Origin of the sequence: Spirulina subsalsa CS-330 (genome assembly GCF_028330765.1) — a bacterium.
Lineage (GTDB): Bacteria > Cyanobacteriota > Cyanobacteriia > Cyanobacteriales > Spirulinaceae > Spirulina > Spirulina subsalsa_A.
In genome coordinates, this window is record NZ_JAQMTY010000237.1 from 1 (window position 1) to 19478 (window position 19478).

Below are 19478 nucleotides of genomic sequence, written 5' to 3' on the forward strand. Positions count from 1 at the left end.
ATTAAAGGACTCGCTGTCGCTCGATTTGTTTGTTGGTGCAAATTCATCTCGCCACTAAAAGGCACGTCCGCCGTTACCTTCGGTAACTCTACTCGGACTCGCTTTATAGTGGGAGTCTTCTTTGCACATTTTAAGATAACTTAAGAAGCGATCGCCCCTCTCCTTTTTAATATGCGTTCAGGAAGTGCTGGGAAGCGATCGCCCCCCAACTCGATGCAATGCAAGGTGCGATCGCTTTTCTGTGTTGAGGAGCGATCGCCAGACTCGTTTGGTTGCTAATGGTCTATGCCGCAGTTGGGTTGACGCTGATCCGCCCCATAGAACTCGGTGAGCCATTGGGTTGTCCAGGCGGTGGCGCTCCCCCAGGAGTCATGGCCGTGGGCTGTCCACCCCCTTCACCTAAAGACTTGGTCACTTCAATGCCCAATTCTTCAAACACGACTCGCGGGGTTCCCCCCTTACGGGATTCAATCCGCTTCACCAAGACCTGACCATTTTCCACAAAATCCCCTTCCCGCACGTAGGTACTCTTGCCGGTCGAGGTTTCCACGATCGCATACTTTGTCCCATCGGCCTTCACCACCACCCCCGTCACATTAAGGCCCTGGGCAAGAGTCGGCTCCGGCAAATCCGGTAAATCCGGCGCAAAGGGTTCCGACGGCGGAAGATTTTGGGGAGATTGGGGAGTTGGAGTGCTTTGGGGTGATCGGGGAGATTGGGGAGTTGGAAAATCAGGAAAATTAGATATGCTTTGAGGCAATCTCAACCGAGGACTGAGCGCAATAGGAACGCCAGGAAGACCGGGAATTTGGGGCAAGCGGGTTGAAGGAGGGATACTGCCTTCTATCGGAATCGTGGAGAAGGGGTCTGTCCGCCCTTGTCGAGTTTGTCCCAGCTTTGCCACCGTATCCGCATCCGCGAGGGGAATCAGCCCCTCAGCCACATCATCTCCAGCGGCTGGGGGCGGTGGCGGTTCGCCTTCTGCCACGAGGGGATCGTCAAAATTTTCAGCGGCTTGGGGGGCAATGGGCACAGCCTCCGGGACGGCGGCCTCATCCTCACCCCCGCCGATAAAGGGCAGAGAGGACAAAATCCCACACCCCCCTAGGAGTAGGGTTGTGGCGGTGAATCCGGTAATAACTAGCTTTCTACGCATTATGATTCTTGACCCCTTTGAGAGACTCCCACCATTCATCCAAACTTGTTTTGAGTATAAATCACCTGTTCCCTGGGTCGGCCGCTGGCTCCAAATTTTCCACCGCTTAGGCCTTATTCATCAGGGCTTTCAGGGCCGCCACTCCCTTTTTGACGCGCCGCGAAACTGTAATCACACTGATGCCGAGGCGATCGGCGGCTTCTTTTTGCGTCAGGTCTTGGAGAAAGACAAATTCTAAAACGTCGCGGGTGCGCTGCTCAAGCTGCACGAGGGCTTGCTGTAACCGGATTTGATCGTCTTGGGCTAGTTGAAAACTGCGGTAGTGGTGATCGGGCACTAACTCCCCTAGGCTAAAGGAGCCGTCCTCTGGACTGCCTAGGGGACAGTCGAGGCTGAGGGGTTCGCGGTTTTGGTGGGCGAGTTTGATTTCTTGCCAGTGGGCGTGGGAGATGTTGAGGGCGGCGGCAATGTCGCGATCGCTCGGTTGTCGCCCCATCTCAACGCGCAGAGCTTGGGTCACCTTAATCGCCCGTCGCCAGATCTCTTGCCATTGGCGAGGAATACGGATCGGGGTGCTTTTGTCGCGGAGATAATGTTGAATTTCGCCCCGAATGTAGGGGATCGCAAAGGAACTGAACGCATTACCCTTCGTGACATCGAAGCGTTCAATGGCACGAATCAGACCTAAACAGCCCACTTGGAGCAAGTCTTCGTAACTTTCCGGGCAGCGCTCAACCCAATGATGCGCTTCACGACGGACTAAACCAATGTTGAGATGCACGAGCCGATTCCGGGTTTGAAGGTCAGGGGTCGTGCGATAGGCCTGGAGGAGAGAGAGGCTGTCTCCTTTGAGGGTGCGTGCATGAGTTGGCATGGGTTTAACGCCTCGCGGCAGTGAACAAAATAAAGAGTTATTAAAGTTAGGTGCGGAAATAAGGGAGGGTGTAATTACAGATTAATGAAGGGGGCGATCGCAGCATTGGCACGGTTGGATCAATCGATCCCTGCGCGGCTGACCCCTAAGACTCGCTAAACGGCGGCAACCGGGCTGAACAGAATGGGACTGACATCGCCGACAGACCCAGGCTCTCAACTGGCTTGAATGATGATTTATAGACATTCACGCTTGAGTCTGATCACCTTAGTGTAAGGTTCGATTGGACGAATGCCAACCGTATTTTTCCCACAGAAATAAAAATCACTACAAAAATTCATCACCGTGCATTTTAGTGAAAATACAAAATCAATGCGAATCGGCAACGCTATCTCAAAGGTCAAGCGATCGCTCCTAGGAGCGATCGCTTGACGGTATCACGTTTGATGAATGGGTCAATCCCTTATGCTTTCGGGCTAACCTGAGCGTAGAAACTCCCTTTGATTTTTACTTCTTCGGGATCATCTGCGCCTAAGTCCGTATCCGAGGGCTGAATACTGGTAAAGGTTCCAGCGATTTCTCCGGTTTCGCTATCCACTTTGGTGACCTGCAACGACATTTCACCGCGGCCGGTTTCATAGCGTTTCACATTGGCCCGCTCAAAGCTGTCACTGTCGGCACCAGCCGGTAGTGCGATCGCATTGTCATAGCCACTAGCAACCCCGCGCCCCTTCGGATCGAGGAACACAGAACCCCGGTAAGACGGCACGAAAAATTCCCCTTCAAAGTCCGTCGATGTATTCAGCGAATCAAACCCTGCTTCGGTTTTTGCATCCAGACTTTTCATGGTGAACATAAACGGCGTTTGTTCACCCCCAGGAAGCAGCACCGTGATCGGTTGGAAATCGATCCCGGCTTCCTCTTTAAAGGTGAGCACTCCATCAGAACTAGCGGTTAAAGTACCACTCACTTGATCCAAGCTAGAAGTGTAGCGGGTGAGCACCTTCCCTTGGATGAATTCTGCCTCCACCCGCTTGTTGGTGGGTTCTTCTTTGACGAAATATTCTTTCGGCTCCAAGCACATGGCAGAAATCAAATACTCTTTGCCAGCCACGACCGGGATTGATCCCCGTGCTGTTTCATCGAGTTCTGGGCAGCCATTGGCTAGGCCGGTGTTCACAATGTCGTCATACGTTAACTGTTGACTGGTTGCATTGGCTGGCCCATCACTACAGGCTGTTAAGAACCCTAAGCAGAGGGCAAAAAATGCAATCAGTAATCCGCGATAATACCTCATTATTAACCTCGTTTTCGTCAATCTCTGCGTCAAAAAAAAAATAGCGAAAATTTCAGATCAACTTAGGGTCAGAACAGCCACCGGAATCAACAGAACCCTAATGACAAGCTCAACATTAGTATTGGTCGGCGTTAATTCCGTCTACTGACGGTCAAACAGTGCCGATTTTGGGTGGAATTCTGACGATCTGAACTTCTAGGTACATGGCGTTGTTAACACCTGTTCAAAGCGTTTGATTGACACTCCCCGGCGTGAAGGCACGGGGATTCTTGGCTCATCGAGATCGCTTAACCTAGATTCCTTGCGTCGTCCAGGCCAGAGGTGAGTCTCTCCCCAAGCGTTACTTCGGGTATGCCCTACCCTAGTTGCATTGCTGCAAGTCTTAATAAAGCACATTGTACACGGGCATGTCGCGTTTCCTGATTCGCGTCAGCGTACCTGATTCGCGTCAGCGCACCTGATCCGCTTCAGCGTATCATTTGGGTGAGCAGCAGCTCATGTCGTTTTTGTTATCTAGAGTGAGGTATGGAGCAGGATCACCCTTTTGACCCTTCGTTTTTGGCAGCGGAACTGTCTCGCATTCAGGCGGAACTCTCCCAGCTTGCGGATCAGCAGGCGGGGGATAGTTTGGCGACGCTGATGATTTTGCGATCGCTCAGTGCCACCCACGCCCGCATTCGCGATGATCTTTTCTTACCCAACTTGCCCGGCAACCGCCACGAATTGGCGAACCTGCTGCGGGACATGGAGGAAAGTGGCGGCTGGCCATTTATTGAACGGATGCGGTTACAGGCCTTTTTGGTGAATCTGGATTGGCAGATGGGAATTCCTCCAGACCCCGAAAAATAGCCCCCAGAATTCAAGCTACAATCGAGGGACTACAAGCGCTTCAGGACATAGACACCATGGCTTTCACGCTCAATCCCATCAAGTTCGGAACCGATGGCTGGCGAGGGGTAATCGCCGCAGATTTTACTATGGAGCGGGTGGTAACGGTGGCCTCTTGGGCGGCGGAGGTGTTGGCGGCCAATTATGGAGCTGTGGCTAAGCCCCGCTTGGTGATTGTCGGGTACGATCGCCGCTTCATGGCGGAAGACTTCGCCCAGGTGGCCGCCGAAGCGGTGCAGGCGATGGGGTTTGATGTGATGTTGTCGGAAAGCTACGCCCCCACCCCGGCGTTTTCTTGGGCGGCGAAGGCGGAGCAGGCGTTGGGGGCGATCGTGCTGACGGCGAGCCACAATCCGGCGCAGTATTTGGGCTTGAAGGTGAAGGGCTGTTTTGGTGGCTCGGTGACGCAGGAAATTACCAGCCAAATCGAAGCCCGCTTAGGGGAGGCGTTGCCCAGCGATCGCACCCCCGGCACGCTGACGACCTTTGACCCCTGGGCGAGCTACTGCGCGGCGTTGCAGGGCAAGGTGGATATTGCCCGGATTCGGGAGGCGATCGCAACGGATCGGTTGCGGGTGTTTGCGGATGTGATGCATGGGGCGGCGGCGACGGGTCTAGAGCGGCTTTTGGGGATTGCCATTGATGAAATTAACGGCGATCGCGATCCTCTGTTCGGTGGCGGTGCTCCGGAACCGTTGCCGAAATATTTATCGGAAATTTTCCGCGCCATTCGCCAATCCGCCCACGATCAACCAGATGTGTTGCGGGTGGGGCTGGTGTTTGATGGGGACAGCGATCGCATTGCCGCCGTTGATGGTCAGGGCAATTTCCGCAGTTCCCAAGTGTTGATCCCGATCTTGGTGGATCATCTTTCTAAAACCAAGGGCTTTACCGGCGAAATTGTCAAAACCGTCAGCGGTTCGGATCTGATTCCAAAATTAGCGGCGTTGAATCATATTCCCCTCTATGAAACGCCGATTGGCTATAAATATATCGGCGATCGCATGCTCACGGCGGAAGTTTTAGTCGGGGGGGAAGAATCCGGCGGCGTGGGCTACGGCACTCATATTCCGGAGCGGGATGCTCTGTTGTCGGCGCTCTATGTTCTCGAAGCGGTGGTGGAATCGGGTCAAGATATCGGCGATCGCTACGCCCAACTTCAGGCCAGCGTCGGCTTCACCTCCACCTACGATCGCATTGACCTCCCCCTCGCCAGCATGGCCGTGCGCAATGCCCTCCTCGCCGAACTCCAATCCAACACCCCCACGGAAGTCGCGGGCCAAGCCGTTACGGACTGCCTCGCCATTGATGGCTATAAATTCCGGCTGGCCAATGACAGTTGGCTCCTAATCCGCTTCTCCGGCACTGAACCCGTCCTACGCCTCTACTGTGAAGCCGCCGACATGCCCACCGTCCAAAAAACCCTCCTCTGGGCTAAGGATTGGGCGAATTCGATCAGCGCCTGATCGTTGCCCGAATCCACACGGTACACCCCAAGAGGCTGGAATTCGGAGGTGCGAGCGAGAAGCTCGCACTACATAAGCACAATCCTTTTGTCGTGTGAGCCTCTGGCTCACTGCTTCCTTTTGCTGTTTGTAGTCGCGAGCGAGAAGCTCGCACTCCCTTGGTGTGAGCCTCTGGCTCATGGCTCCACTGTCCTGCCATGGCCAAGGGATTAGGTGCGGGGGAGGGTGCGGCTCACTTTCGCGGGGCAGAGGATGCGATCGCCGTCTCGATAGCCCACAAATCGCACATAGACCAATTCCCCTTCCCGAATATCAGGGCTGTCGGGCTGGTGCAATTGCGGGTCATAAAACACTTGCCCCCAGGCCTCGCCGATCGCTTGATAACCCCACTGTTGGAGGAGCGATCGCAACGGTGAGAACAGCGCCACCACATTCCGCGCTGGCAACGTTGGTTTAGCCTCAGCCATCACCGTCGCCGTTGGGAAATTCATCAGCAACGTCTGCAACACCTCGAACATTTGATACTGAAACTCTACCGTCAGTTGATCCCGTTGTTGCTGGACTTCGGTACGGAGGCGGCGGCATTGTTGCTGGAGTTGCAGCACCTGATTATTGGCATCTTCGAGGGTAGTTTGCCAGTGATGTTCTCGGCGTTCAAGCTCCGTTTCGAGTAACTGAATCCGCTCTTGGGCCGCGACCAGATCATTGGTGGTCACCGTTAGGCCGGCTTGGGCGCGGGTCAGTTGCTCTTGGAGTTCGGTTTTTTCGTTATAGAGTTGCTGTCCTTGACTGTGGAGTTTGGCCACTTCTTGGAATGCACTGCCCAAGGAGGGGAACGTCACCCCGTAGGCCTGGAGCAATTCTTCGAGCGTCCAATTCAGGGTGCGGGCCAAGCGATTCAGTTCGGTAAAACTGAGCAGATCGAGACTACCTTGGCGCAACTGGCGCAGGTGCTTGGGGGTGAGACCGGCTTTGCGTTGGAGGAGGGCCCAACTGAGAATATTGGCCTGTTTGAGGCGATCGCTCAACAGCGGATCAAACTCATACTGACAGTCCAAGTCAACGACGGGGGCCGTTGCGGACTTTCCCCCGATCAAACTCAAAAAAAAGGCTGTTCCTCCCACCCAGAGAAATACGCCAAACCAAAAGAGATTAGGTTCTTCGACCATCAACATTCTGCTTAAGGTACTGCGGCTCGGACATCGCGCGTCAATTTCCCCCCAATCTTAACCCCATTCGGACAATTTCGAGCGTGTCCATGGGCGCGAAGACAGGTCTCTAGGGCTGGAGGGCGGCTCCGGTTTGAATGCGCAGGGGATCGCCGAGGGCTTCATCGGCAATACCAGCGGCTTGAGCCGTGAGGGGGGCTGTACCCCAGGCTTGGGAGAGATCTTGTAAGAAGCGATCCTGCTGGGCCCGAAATTCCACCGTTGGCCCATTGTTATTGACGATCGCAAACCACACCCAGCCGCGATCGCGGGTCGGTAGCACCCCCGCCAAGGCACTGACACCGTTTAATGTCCCGGTTTTAATCAGCGTCCCCGGCGGAAAATTTCGGTCTTGCATCGTCCCTTGGCGATCGCGCCCCGCCACCGGAAACACATCGGCAATTCCCGCCCCCTGGGCCGCCAAATCCTGCTCCAAGCGCTGCAACATCGCCACCGTGGCGCGGGGTGAAATTCGATTCGCCGTCCCCAACCCGGAGCCATTGATCAATTGAATTTCGTCCCTGGGTACACCTGCCGCCGCCGCTGCCGTCTGGGCCACCACTGCCGCGCCCCCCGCTGATTCTGCCAACACCTGCGCCATCACATTATTACTGTAGATATTCATCTGCTTAAGAATATTGCCCAGGTTGACCGACTGATGGCGCAGCAGCATCGTCCCTGGGGGGAGATCGGACGCAACCACCACCGACCCCTGCCATGCCACTTGGGGTTTAGGCGTGCCCGGCGGCATTTTGTTGTATTCCGCCTGAGCCGCTTGGGGCCATTGGGCTGGGTTCAACGCCACCCGAAAGAGTTCCCCCGCCCCTTGGGGTTGGGTGTTGTAATTCATGTAAAACGGGCCCACCACCACCAGATTGCCGGTCACTTGGCGAATCCCTTGGGCATTGAGGGCGTTACCGACTGCGATCGCCTCCTCCCACACAAAAAACGGATTCCCCGTCCCCTCCACCACCAAATCCCCCCGTAACACCCCATTCTCCACCGGCCCCGTTCCATACACCGTCGTCGCAAAGCGATGGGCCAAGCCCCACTCCTCCAGCGCCGCCAAGGTCGTCGCCACTTTCGTCAGCGAGGCCGCCGATTGGGGTGTTGTCCCCTGATGCACCGCCAACCGGGTCAGCCCCGATTGCAAATAAATACCCTGGGTCGTCTCACTGATGCCCCGTTGCCGCAACCGTTGGAGGTACTGCGCCATCAAGTCCTCAGCCACGCCATCGGGTTCAGCCGGGGGTTGAAAAAACGGAGCCGCTTGCCACGCCAACCTCTGAGTAATCTGATCCGATGGACGTGAGCAGGCCACCAGCCCCACCCCTAACGCCAACACCACACTGCCCAGACTCATCATCACTCGACCCATGAACGACTCCTTAACATTCAACACCAGACTAATCGCAGACCGTCTTGTATTCTAGACAGATCTTGCCCCCTCCCCTGGACAAATTCTCCCGCGAATCCGCCGGAATCCAACGGCGATCGGTCGTGAATTCCAGCGGCGATCGCACCCCCTTCTTCCCCATTCCCGGCAAAATCATGCACCTCACCGGATCTGAATCTGGTAAAATCTTTACGGTTTCTATCACACCCCACCAATGAAATCATCGACACGGGAAAGAATTGCAGTTGACGCAATGGGCGGCGATCATGCCCCCGATGAAATTGTGGCTGGTGCTGTCCGCGCTGCTGAAGAATTAGATGCCGAGATCCTTTTGGTTGGCGATCCTGAAAAAATTCAAGCATGCTTGACAGCCCATGGCGGATCGGATCGGATCGAGATTGTGGCGGCAGAGGATGTCATTTCAATGCATGACGAGGCCACCGGGGTTCGACGGAAACCCAAGGCCTCGATCAATGTCGCGATGGACTTGGTGAAACAAGACCGCGCTGATGCGGTCTTCTCTGCGGGTCATTCGGGAGCAGTAATGGCAGCGGCGTTGCTCCGTCTCGGCCGCATTAAAGGCATTGATCGTCCTGCCATTGGGGCGATTTTCCCCACGTTATTACCGGGAAAATCGGCCATTATTTTAGATGTGGGCGCGAATGTGGATTCTCGCCCGAAATATTTAGAACAGTTTGGCCTGATGGGGTCGGTCTATAGCCAATGTGCCCTTGGGGTGGAAAATCCGAAAATCGGTCTCCTCAATATTGGCGAAGAACCGTCAAAGGGAAATGAATTGGCGCTACGGGCCCATGAATTACTCGCGGCCAACACGGCGATCAATTTTGTGGGCAATGCTGAAGGGCGGGATGTGCTGTCGGGGCAATTTGATGTGATTGTCTGTGATGGTTTTGTGGGAAATGTGTTGTTGAAATTTGCCGAAGCGATCGGCGGAGTGTTGATCCAAACCCTGAAAGAGGAATTGCCCTACGGGATTCGGGGGCAAATTGGGTCGGCGATTCTGCGGCCGAATTTGCGGCGGGTGGGGCAGCGCATCGACCATGCTGAACATGGGGGCGGTTTGCTCCTGGGGGTGAATGGCGTGTGCATTATTGGCCACGGTAGTTCAGAAGCGCCATCGGTGTTTAACGCGATTCGCTTGGCAAAGGAGGCGATTCGCAATCAGGTGCTCGCCCGTATCCATGACTATTACAGTCAGCGGTTGGAGCAGGTGGCGAGCAGTGAGCCACCGTCGTCCTAGGGCTGGAGATGATTCAGGATCGGCGATGGTGAATCGGGTCAGTGTGTTGTGATGGAGGGTAACGAGTTTTGAAACAGGCTGGGGTTGGGGTTGCGATAACGGGATGTGGGGCGGCGGCACCGGACGCGATCCTCACCAATGAGCAATTGAGTGCGATCGTGGAAACGTCGGATGAATGGATTCATTCGCGGACGGGGATGCGGGAGCGGCATATTTTGGCACCGGGTCAGGGGTTGAGTGAGTTGGGAACCCAGGCAGCGGCGCGGGCGTTGGCGATGGCGGCGATCGCACCGGAATCGGTGGATTTAATTCTGTTGGCGACTTCGACCCCGGATGATCTGTTTGGCAGTGCGGGCAAGATTCAAATGGAGTTGGGGGCAACGCGGGCGGTGGCGTTTGACCTGACGGCGGCTTGTTCGGGGTTTGTGTTTGGCCTGGTGACGGCGGCGCAATTTATCCGCACGGGTCTCTATCAGACGGTGGTGGTGATTGGGGCGGATGCCCTGTCGCGCTGGGTGGATTGGCACGATCGCACCACCTGTGTCCTCTTTGGGGATGGGGCGGGGGCGGTGGTAATGCAGGCCGATGAGGAGCGCGATCGCCTCCGGGGGGTTGAACTCTGTAGCGATGGCCGCCTCAACCACACCCTCAATCTCGGCTTTGGCGGTAAAACGACCCCCCTCACGCCGGATTTTTCCATTGATTTGGGGAGCTATCAACCGATCACGATGAATGGCCGCGAAATCTACCGCTTTGCCGTGGCGAAGGTTCCCGACGTGATTTCTAAGGCTTTATTCCGGGCGGAACTCGATGCAACGGCCATTGATTGGCTGATTCTCCATCAAGCCAACCAGCGGATTATTGATGCGGTGGCCCAACGGATGAAAATTAGTAGCGATCGCGTGATTAGTAATATTCACGAGTACGGCAACACATCGGCGGCTTCGATTCCGTTGGCCCTGGATGGCGCGGTGCGATCGGGCAAGATTCAAGCGGGGCAGGTGGTGGCGATCGCAGGCTTCGGCGCGGGTCTCAGTTGGGGCGCGGCAATTTTTGAATGGGGTCGTTAAATCCCAATTCATGCCCGATTGACGCGCCGAAACTGAACAGCCATCCTCAGCATTCATGACACCATGAATACGATTCCAATGGGAATTTTTCGCCTGTTTTAACCGTCCTTAGAAGCTGTTTGAAACGTTAAACTCAGATCCAAATCATGAGCCTCACTCAATGGAAACAAGGGGCTTCAGCCCCTTGCCTCTCTATTTAAACAAGCTCTTAATTAACCCAACATTCAACCATTCACATCAAAACCAATGACAACAACAGCATGGATCTTTCCCGGCCAAGGATCGCAAAAAGTGGGCATGGTGGCAGACCTCACCAGCCAACCCGCCGCCCAGGAAAAATTAGCCGCTGCTGAGGAGATTCTCGGCTGGTCAGTGCTTGATGCCTGCGTGGATGAGGCGAAACTGAGCGACACACGCTACACCCAGCCCTGTTTGTACATTGTCGAAGCGTTGCTTGTCGATGCGATGCGGGAACGGGGTACGGCGGATTTTGTGGCGGGGCATAGTTTGGGGGAATATGTCGCCCTCTATGGGGCGCAGGTGTTTGATTTTGCCAGTGGGTTGCAGTTGGTGAAGCAGCGGGCGGAACTGATGGCAGCCACGGAGGGGGGCAAGATGATCGCGATGATGGGGTTTGAGCGTGAGGCCCTCGAAGCGGCGATCGCAGCGAATCCGGACGTGGTGTTAGCCAATGACAATAGCTCCGGCCAGGTGGTGATTTCCGGGACTCCGGCGGCCGTGGATGCGATCGCCGCTAGCGTTAAAAGTAAGCGAGCCGTGCCCTTAGCCGTTTCCGGTGCGTTCCACTCTCCCCTAATGAACCCCGCCGCCGCCAACTTTCAAACCGCCCTCGATGGGGTCACTTTCCAAACCGCCCAAATTCCGGTTTTTTCCAACGTAGACCCCACCCCCGCCACCGCTGCCGATGTCCTGAAAACCCGTCTCAGTCAGCAAATGACCGGCTCAGTACGGTGGCGCGAAATCATGGCCGCGTTGGTGGCAAAACAGGTGGAAACCGTGGTGGAAATTGGCCCCGGTAATGTGTTGACCGGACTGTTTAAACGGGAGTATCGCGAGATCAATCGGGTCAATGTGAGTGCGATCGCCAACCTCCCCTAAACTCCCCCAGTCCGTCCCTCGACTGTCACCTAAGTTACAAAATGTCATCCGATATGCAGGATCGTCAAGAAAAAATGATTATTCTGCATAATCTTACCCCTCAAATCTGAAACAAATCCAAGAGTTTCGCCCCTTCCCCAACCTTTCCCCCCAAGCTAAAGGGAGAACAGTTGAAACACTGGAGTATATTTCGCTATGGCAAGAGTCGCAATCAATGGACTCGGCCGAATTGGTCGTGCCCTCTTTAAAATTATCCAAGACATCCCCAGCTTGGAATTGATCGCCATTAACGATCTCGTTCCCCCCGATAACCTTGCCTACCTGCTCAACTACGACACCGTTTACGGTCGCTACGCCAAAACCGTGAGCAGTGGGGCGAACAGCCTCACCGTAGCAGGGCGCGAGGTCAAAATTTATAGCGAACGAGACCCGGCAAAAATTCCGTGGGGCTCATTGGATATTGATGTGGTCTTTGAATGCACCGGCTTTTTTGTGAAAGGGGAAGATCTACAAAAGCACCTCGATGCAGGCGCGAAACGGGTGATTCTCTCCGCTCCGACGAAAAGCCCCGAAGTGCCGATGGTGGTGCATGGGGTCACGGAAGCCCCGGCCGATGCCACGATGTTTTCCACCGCCAGTTGTACCACCAACTGCATTGCCCCTGTGGCGGAGATTATGGAACGGCGGATTGGTGTCGCCAAGGCCATCATGACCACGATTCACGCCTACACGGCCACTCAAAGCATTGTGGATCGCCATGATCCGAAGGATTTCCGCCGGGGTCGGGCGGGGGCGGCGAATTTAGTGCCCGCGAGTACCGGGGCTGCGATCGCCACCACCAAAGTTCTTCCCCACTATGCCGGTAAATTCGACGGTGTAGCGGTGCGCGTGCCCACCCCCGTCGGTTCCCTCTCGGATCTGACCTTTGTGACGACACGGGATACCAGCGTTGAAGAACTCACCGCCATCTTTACCGAAGAAGTGGCCGGCAAGTACCACGGCATTCTCGCCGCCAGCGCCGACCCCATTGTCTCCTCTGACATCATCGGCGATGCCCATGCCTCGATCATTGACCTCGCCATGACCCAAGTGGTGGATGGCAACTTAGTCAAAATCATGACTTGGTATGACAATGAATGGGGTTACACCAACCAAATGGTGCGCGAAGCCCTGCGGGTTCTCGGCGCATAACCCCCCTGCCATTGCTGGAGCAGAAACCCCTCACAACTTGTCTCAACTCGTCAAGCTGTGGGGGGTTTTGAGGAGCGATCGCACCCCAGAATTGATGGATAACCATGAGTACACTTCCTAGTTCTTGGGCCTTACCAACGACAATCAAAAACCGCTTGGGCCAACGCAGGGCCGGAAAACAGCGGGCCATGGTAGCTGAAGGGCATTTGCTCTTAGTCCTCCATGCTGCACCCCAAGCCCAGGAGTCGGAGCGGAGGGCGGTATTTTGTTGGCGATCGCCCTCTGGCCATTGGCAAAGTAGTGGGGGTCACTATGGATTACAACCTTTGATTAAGCATTTGCAGGCTTATAGCAATGCGGAAAACGCTCTGAGTGATGCCTATGCCCAGGCCCAAACTGCCGCCGACTTTTTCCACCTCTTAGAAACTATCGTTCCCCTGCGTCGTGCCAGTGAGAATCTCTACAGCACATTACAGGCGGCACGGGAAGGCATCCCCGATGATCCAGATTTAATCGATCTCCGGGATTGGGCCTATGAGATTAATCGCAGCCTGGCCCTGTTATACGAAAGCACCACTAATGCGATGAATTACAGCATTGCCCGTCGGGCTGAGGAGCAAACCGAGCTAAGTTTGGCGGCGTTGGGGGCGAGCGATCGCCTCAACATCATTGCCGCCCTATTTTTTCCCGTCACCGCTTTAGCGTCCATCTTTGGCATGAATTTAATCAGTGGTTGGGAAACTGTACCGGGGTTCGCGTTTTGGTCGGTCTTAATCCTAGGAATAATGCTGGGGATTGGGGTGCGCCATTGGGTACAGAAGGGCTGATCAAAACTTTGAGGCTGGCAGGGCAAAATTAAACCCAAGTCGGTTGCCTGGATTCATTGAGTTGGACTCTCACCGTTCGCTCGTTTGGATGATGCGATCGCAATCTCCCACCTATAATTAGATCGCCCTGCTTCATCACCCGTCCTATGCTGATTCGTCGCCTTTGCCTTGCTCTACTCCCGGCTAGTCTCAGCCTCGGCCTGCATGGTCTACCTAGCTCCGCTCTACCCGGTCAACCCACCGAAATCGTTGCGGCCTGGATTCTGGGCAATGGGGCCTTACAGGGATCAATCGGGGATGGGCTGTCGGTGCGGCGTAGTAATGGCGGGTCGCAGACCTTTGAGTTTGCCGCGTCGATTTTTCCCCCTGGACGGCGATCGGGGGTGGCCTCACGGGGGAGTTGTGCCACGCCCACGCGCCGGGGTCGGATTCGTTCCGAGGCGTTTGTGTTGCGGGATTTTGTGAATGGTGTGCCGGTGGAGCGTCTGGAGTTGGGGTTACGGATGATCTACGGCTTGGATGTGTATCAGGACTATCACCAAGGGGCGTTGATCTACGTGTACCCACGGGCGGAAACGATTGATACGGCGCGGCGCTTGGGGTTGCCGGGGGTGGAGGGCAATGCTGGGGAGGTGCGATTGGGCGATCGCTATGCCTTCTGGATCGATAGGGCGCAGACGGAAACAGGGATCAACTACAGCGGTCAAGTCACCGTCTTTTTAAAAGAGGATCTGCCGAAATTGGTGCGGGAATTGGGGGGTGAGGTGAGCGATGAGGTGGTGAGGTGCGATCGCTAATCTGGCCCGTAATCGATAACATCCGTGATGCTGCAAAAAATGAGGAAAGACACCCCCTCATCACGCCCTGCCTCGGTCTGGGTCGAACTCACAAGTTCCGCAGCAATGGGGACTGTGATGCCGAGCATGGAGCGTTAGTGGCTGAGTTGGAGGGGTTGCAAGGATGCGTCAGCTTGGGATAATGCTGTGGGAAACCCTCGTTCAATTTCTTGAATGCTGACCTTTCGGGCCTGCATCGCAGTGCGTAATACGTCTGCGGCCCGGGTCGGTTTACCCTGTCCACAGAAGAAAAAGTCAGCCGCAAAGTAGCCATATTCTGGCCAAGTGTGAATCGCGATGTGAGATTCGGCCAGGGTGGCCGTTGCGGTTACGCCGTGGGGACTAAACTGGTGTACACAAAGATCAATCAACGTTGCCTCACCTGCCGCGATCGCATCAAGCAATGCACCACGAATACAGTCAGGATCATTGAGCAGTGATTCCGGCGCTTGCCAGGCTTCGAGAACCAGATGAGTACCCACTTTTTTCATTCTTCCCAATTTATACTCCATAGAGTGTGTTCAAGCTTCTATTTTAAGGCGAAAACAGATGATCTGGCGGAATGGGCATGGGGGCAAGTGGGCAGAAAAACGCTAAAGCCTTGGCTGTGAGAAATGAGGTCGAGTTCATCGTTAGGATAGGACGAATGGTTTGCCATGGAACAGGACAATAATTCATGCATGATTCAACCTCAACCCCAGCCCAAACCGTGGGAGATTGGGCCTACGGCGCGATCGCAACCCATTGCACCAAGATTCGCAGCCATGAAGCCGGTGTGATCACAGACAAAGATCCCGAAGCAGTACATCAGATGCGGGTGGGAATGCGACGGCTGCGATCGGCCTTAGCGGGGTTCGCGCCTGTGGTGCAGTTGCCGAAGATTGTGCAGCGGCGCACAGTAAGCAAGGTGGCGCGGGTGTTGGGTCGGTTACGGGATCTCGATGTGCTCAATGAAATTCTCCTCCGCTATGCCCGCGAGAGTTCCCCCACCGAGCAGGCGGTGTTAAAGGCGATCGCCAAAACCACCCGCCACCATCACCGCAAACAGTTCAAAGCCGTTCGCCACACTCTAACCCGCCCTGGCAAATACCAAAACCTCTGCCAAGCTATCCAAACCTGGTTAGACGATCCCACCTATTCCCCCTTAGCTTCCCAGCCGATCAATGGCATGGTGGCGGATTTACTCGCGCCCCAAGTGAGTCATTTTTTAATCCATCCGGGTTTCTTTTTACCCCTGGAACAGGCCCTCGCCGAAGTGGAACAACTCCACGATTTGCGCAAACAGGCCAAGGAAACGCGCTATCAACTCGAACTCTTTCAGCCCCTCTACGGCGAAGACTACACCACCCACCTCAAACGGATCAAAGCGATTCAATCGGTGTTGGGCAATCTCCAAGATGGGTTTGTGTTGGAGGCATTTTTAAGCGCCGAGGTGAAGCATTGTCGCCGGGATTTACCGGAGGTGATGGCACAGTTAGAGCGCGATCGCACCGCGGCCCTTTCCACTTGGTCAGGTCTCCAATCCTTCTACACCCATCCAGAACACCGCCAAGCCCTGCGCCACACCCTCGCCCATCCCCTCCCGGCGTGAGGCTAAACGGGACTCAGGACAGATGCGATACACTCAGCAACACGGAACCATCCGATGTAAATTTTCTTTAAAGTTCTGATGTCTAATCGCCTTGCCCATAGTCAAAGCCTCTACCTCCGCAAACATGCTGATAATCCGATTGATTGGTGGCCCTGGTGTGAGGAGGCGTTAACCACGGCCAGGCAAGAGGATAAGCCGATCTTTCTTTCGATTGGGTATTCTAGTTGTCACTGGTGTACGGTCATGGAGGGGGAGGCGTTTTCGGATGGGGCGATCGCTGCCTTGATGAATGAAAATTTTCTGCCGATTAAAGTCGATCGCGAAGAACGCCCGGACATTGACAGCATCTATATGCAAGCCCTCCAGATGATGACCGGCCAAGGCGGTTGGCCCTTGAATATTTGGCTGACACCGAGCGATCGCATTCCCTTCTACGGCGGCACGTATTTTCCCGTCGAAGCCCGCTACGGTCGCCCCGCGTTTCTCGATCTGCTCCATGCCCTGCTTGCCTTTTACCGTGACGACAAAGAGAAACTCAGCACCGTCACCGGCCGCATTTTTAACGCCCTCAAAAAATCCACCCTCCTCCCCACCACCAACACCCCCCTCACCACCGAACTGCTCCACCACGGCATCACCACCTGCACCCGCATCCTCCAAAACAGCCCCCCCGGTACGCCCAGTTTCCCGATGATTCCCTATGCTGCGGTGGTGGCCAGTGGGAGCCGCTTGGAGGGCCAAGGGGACGCGATCGCCGCTGCCCAAAATCGCGGCAATGCGATCGCCCTGGGGGGTATTTGTGATCACGTTGCGGGCGGCTTCCATCGCTACACCGTCGATGCCACTTGGACAGTGCCCCACTTTGAAAAAATGCTCTACGACAACGGGCAGATCCTCGAATATCTCGCCAACCTCTGGAGCAGTGGTCACCAAGACCCCGCCTATCGCCGCGCCATCCAAGGCGCGATCGCCTGGCTCGCCCGTGAAATGACCGCCCCCGAAGGCTATTTCTACGCCGCCCAAGATGCCGACAGTTTCCGCACCCCCGACGATGCCGAACCGGAAGAAGGGGCGTTTTATGTCTGGTCTTACGCTGACCTTGAGCAGATCCTCACCCCTGAAGAGTTAACCAGCCTCGCCGCCCAATTTACCATCACCCCGGCCGGAAATTTTGAAGGTCTCAACGTCCTCCAACGTCTCGACGGCGGCGAACTCTCCCCCAGCGTCGAAGCCGCGTTAACGAAACTCTTCACCGTCCGCTACGGAGCCACCCCGGATCACGTCGCCACCTTCCCCCCGGCTGCCGATAACCACGCCGCTAAAACTCACCCCTGGCCGGGACGCATCCCCGCTGTCACCGATACGAAAATGATCGCGGCCTGGAATAGTTTGATGATTTCCGGGTTGGCGCGGGTGGCGGCGGTGTTTGAGGATGAGCAGGCGTGGTTATTGGCCATTGAGGCGATGGGGTTTTTGTTGCGATCGCAATGGCTCGATGGACAGTTTTACCGCTTGAATTACAACGGCGTTGCTTCGGTGCTGGCCCAAGCGGAAGACTATGCCCTGACGATTAAAGCCCTGTTGGATCTCTACCAAGTGCGCCAGGAGGAGGACTGGAAAACGGCGGCGATCGCGCTGCAAGCTGAGTTCGATCGCGCCCTCTGGTGTGCAGAAAGTGGGGGCTATTTTAACGCCGTCGGGGCTAATCAGGATTTGATCATTCGCGAACGGAGCTACATCGACAACGCCACCCCGGCGGCCAATGGGGTGGCGGTGGCGAACTTGGTGCGGTTGGCCGTGTTAACCGAAGAGACACGCTACCTAGACCGGGCCGAGCAGGGACTGTTGGCGTTTAGTGGTGTGCTTCAGGAGATGCCGTCAGCCTGTCCGAGTCTTTTCGGGGCGTTGGATTGGTGGCTTTATGGGACGACGGTGCGATCGCGCCCTGAGCAACTCCACGATCTCAATCGCCAATTTTGGCCCGTGGCCATGTATCGCCTTGATACGGAATTACCTGAAGCAGCGATCGCCCTGGTGTGCAAAGGCTTAACCTGTCTCCCCGCCTCCATCACCCCGGACGCGCTCAACCGCCAACTCCGCCAATGTCACGGCATCCCCGGCTAAATTGCCGCCCCCTTTGGGACTGATCTCGGCGATCAGTTCTAGTGCAGCGTCAATGCCAAGAATCAGGATGTTTGTAGGGTGCTGTTAGCGAAGCGTAACGCACCGTCACGTTGAGTGTTGGACATTCAATACAATCCGAATATTAAGTCTTGACTCTGTACTAGGCGATCAGTCCCAAATGTTCCCACAAAATTCGCGATCCAATGGCAATCAGAATCACCCCCCCGACAATATCCGCTTTCGTGCTTAAAACATCTCCGAGTTTATGACCTAAAAAGACACCGATCAACGACAGGGTAAAGGTGATGATTCCGATTAACGCGGCGGCCATAAAAATAGATGTGTGAATCACGGCCAGCCCTAAACCCGTGGCGAGAGCGTCGATACTGGTGGCGATCGCTAATCCTAGCAAGGTATAGAATTCCAGCGGATTAAAAGCCACCGTTTCATCGTCACCCCACACCGCTTCATAAATCATCTTGCCGCCAATATAGCCTAAGACCCCAAACACAACCCAATGGTCAATTTCAACAATCCACTCCCGGAAACTCAGCCCAATCAGCCAGCCTAAAATTGGCATCAGGGCTTGAAAGCCACCAAAAAACAACGCAATTTTTAAAGCTTTGTTCAGTTTAATCCGCTGAATTAGTAAGCCACTGGTGACGGAAACAGTAAACGCATCAGCAGCAAGACCCACCCCAAGGAGTGACAATGTTAGGACTTCCATGCAATTCATTCAACACTTAAGAATTATGAACTTGCCTCAAATTATATCGAATTCTAATCATTAGAATTGCCTTTCTTTCTCATATTCTTTTCATCTTGAAAAAATGAGCGATTCGTGATCTTCATCTTTCATATTTCTTTCATCTTTAAGCCGGATCAATGCGCTGTATTTTCATAATCTTTTCATTTTAAAAAGTTCAGATGTGGCGTGATTGTGACGATCCATTTTCAACAGAACATGAGACGATCCACCGCCGCGAGTAGGGCAGCGCGATCGCCCTCATCCTCTCGCCCCTTCTTCCAAAACAGCGGGTGCATCCCACTTTTGCAGATTCCCATGGCTCGCCAGGGAGCACCCTCATCCCCAGCCCTTCTCCCGCAGGAGAAAGGAGCCAAAAGCCCTCTCCTGAGGGAGAGGGTTGGGTGAGGGATTGCATAACTGGGATGC

18 protein-coding genes are annotated in these 19478 nt (G+C 55.1%); 11 read left to right on the forward strand and 7 right to left on the reverse strand.

Annotated elements, in window-relative coordinates:
* Positions 1-283: 283 nt before the first annotated feature.
* From PN477_RS16375 to psbO, 3 genes are all read right to left on the reverse strand, one after another.
* Positions 284-1090: a hypothetical protein gene (locus tag PN477_RS16375; protein ID WP_272147464.1), complete on the reverse strand. Its 807-nt coding sequence runs from the start codon at positions 1088-1090 to the stop codon at positions 284-286.
* Positions 1091-1262: 172 nt separating this feature from the next.
* Positions 1263-2030 carry an RNA polymerase sigma factor SigF gene (locus tag PN477_RS16380; protein ID WP_272120104.1) on the reverse strand — a complete coding sequence of 256 codons (768 nt, stop codon included), beginning with the start codon at positions 2028-2030 and terminating at the stop codon, positions 1263-1265.
* 463 nt (positions 2031-2493) lie between these two features.
* Positions 2494-3327 carry a photosystem II manganese-stabilizing polypeptide gene (gene psbO / locus PN477_RS16385; RefSeq protein ID WP_272120105.1) on the reverse strand — a complete coding sequence of 278 codons (834 nt, stop codon included), beginning with the start codon at positions 3325-3327 and terminating at the stop codon, positions 2494-2496.
* Between the two features lie 525 nt (positions 3328-3852).
* Between psbO and PN477_RS16390 the strand changes: the two genes are divergently transcribed.
* Together PN477_RS16390 and PN477_RS16395 are read left to right on the forward strand one after the other, a co-directional pair.
* Complete coding sequence (locus PN477_RS16390; RefSeq protein ID WP_072621729.1) at positions 3853-4176, forward strand: hypothetical protein; 324 nt, start codon at positions 3853-3855, stop codon at positions 4174-4176.
* 56 nt (positions 4177-4232) lie between these two features.
* A complete protein-coding gene (locus PN477_RS16395; protein WP_272120106.1) occupies positions 4233-5681 on the forward strand; it encodes a phosphoglucomutase/phosphomannomutase family protein in 1449 nt (482 codons plus the stop codon).
* Between the two features lie 209 nt (positions 5682-5890).
* Here the strand turns inward: PN477_RS16395 and grpE are convergent, their stop codons facing one another.
* Positions 5891-6850, reverse strand: coding sequence for a nucleotide exchange factor GrpE (grpE, locus tag PN477_RS16400; RefSeq protein WP_217650622.1), 960 nt, complete (start codon positions 6848-6850; stop codon positions 5891-5893).
* Between the two features lie 109 nt (positions 6851-6959).
* Positions 6960-8267, reverse strand: coding sequence for a D-alanyl-D-alanine carboxypeptidase (locus PN477_RS16405; RefSeq protein ID WP_272120109.1), 1308 nt, complete (start codon positions 8265-8267; stop codon positions 6960-6962).
* A gap of 62 nt (positions 8268-8329) precedes the next feature.
* Here PN477_RS16405 and PN477_RS16410 point away from each other — a divergent pair, with 62 nt between their 5' ends.
* The 7 genes from PN477_RS16410 to PN477_RS16440 all read left to right on the forward strand — a co-directional run bounded on the left by PN477_RS16410 (position 8330) and on the right by PN477_RS16440 (position 14550).
* Complete coding sequence (locus PN477_RS16410; protein ID WP_272120111.1) at positions 8330-8503, forward strand: hypothetical protein; 174 nt, start codon at positions 8330-8332, stop codon at positions 8501-8503.
* Positions 8500-9546 (forward strand): phosphate acyltransferase PlsX, encoded by a 1047-nt coding sequence (gene plsX, locus PN477_RS16415; protein WP_272120113.1) that lies wholly within the window; start codon positions 8500-8502, stop codon positions 9544-9546. Before PN477_RS16410 ends, plsX begins: the two co-directional genes overlap by 4 nt.
* 68 nt (positions 9547-9614) lie before the next feature.
* The gene (locus PN477_RS16420; protein WP_272120115.1) at positions 9615-10616 is read left to right on the forward strand and encodes a beta-ketoacyl-ACP synthase III; all 1002 of its coding nucleotides are present in this window, start codon (positions 9615-9617) and stop codon (positions 10614-10616) included.
* A 246-nt stretch (positions 10617-10862) separates the two neighbouring features.
* The gene (gene fabD, locus PN477_RS16425; protein WP_272120117.1) at positions 10863-11735 is read left to right on the forward strand and encodes an ACP S-malonyltransferase; all 873 of its coding nucleotides are present in this window, start codon (positions 10863-10865) and stop codon (positions 11733-11735) included.
* 195 nt (positions 11736-11930) lie between these two features.
* Positions 11931-12926 (forward strand): type I glyceraldehyde-3-phosphate dehydrogenase, encoded by a 996-nt coding sequence (gap, locus tag PN477_RS16430; RefSeq protein ID WP_272120119.1) that lies wholly within the window; start codon positions 11931-11933, stop codon positions 12924-12926.
* Between the two features lie 104 nt (positions 12927-13030).
* Positions 13031-13753 (forward strand): magnesium transporter CorA family protein, encoded by a 723-nt coding sequence (locus tag PN477_RS16435; protein ID WP_272120121.1) that lies wholly within the window; start codon positions 13031-13033, stop codon positions 13751-13753.
* Between the two features lie 146 nt (positions 13754-13899).
* The gene (locus PN477_RS16440) at positions 13900-14550 is read left to right on the forward strand and encodes a hypothetical protein (protein WP_272120124.1); all 651 of its coding nucleotides are present in this window, start codon (positions 13900-13902) and stop codon (positions 14548-14550) included.
* A gap of 134 nt (positions 14551-14684) precedes the next feature.
* On the opposite strand, the gene speD is transcribed toward PN477_RS16440, so the two are convergent.
* Entirely contained in the window at positions 14685-15080 is a 396-nt protein-coding gene (gene speD / locus PN477_RS16445) for an adenosylmethionine decarboxylase (protein ID WP_272120126.1), read from the reverse strand.
* A gap of 185 nt (positions 15081-15265) precedes the next feature.
* Here speD and PN477_RS16450 point away from each other — a divergent pair, with 185 nt between their 5' ends.
* Both PN477_RS16450 and PN477_RS16455 read left to right on the forward strand, forming a co-directional pair.
* On the forward strand, positions 15266-16180 hold the full coding sequence (locus PN477_RS16450) for a CHAD domain-containing protein (RefSeq protein ID WP_272120129.1): 915 nt from the start codon (positions 15266-15268) through the stop codon (positions 16178-16180).
* Positions 16181-16258: 78 nt separating this feature from the next.
* Positions 16259-18304 carry a thioredoxin domain-containing protein gene (locus PN477_RS16455; protein ID WP_272120131.1) on the forward strand — a complete coding sequence of 682 codons (2046 nt, stop codon included), beginning with the start codon at positions 16259-16261 and terminating at the stop codon, positions 18302-18304.
* A 160-nt stretch (positions 18305-18464) separates the two neighbouring features.
* On the opposite strand, the gene PN477_RS16460 is transcribed toward PN477_RS16455, so the two are convergent.
* Positions 18465-19031, reverse strand: a complete 567-nt coding sequence (locus PN477_RS16460) for a manganese efflux pump MntP (RefSeq protein WP_272120133.1) — start codon at positions 19029-19031, stop codon at positions 18465-18467.
* Between the last annotated feature and the right edge of the window lie 447 nt (positions 19032-19478).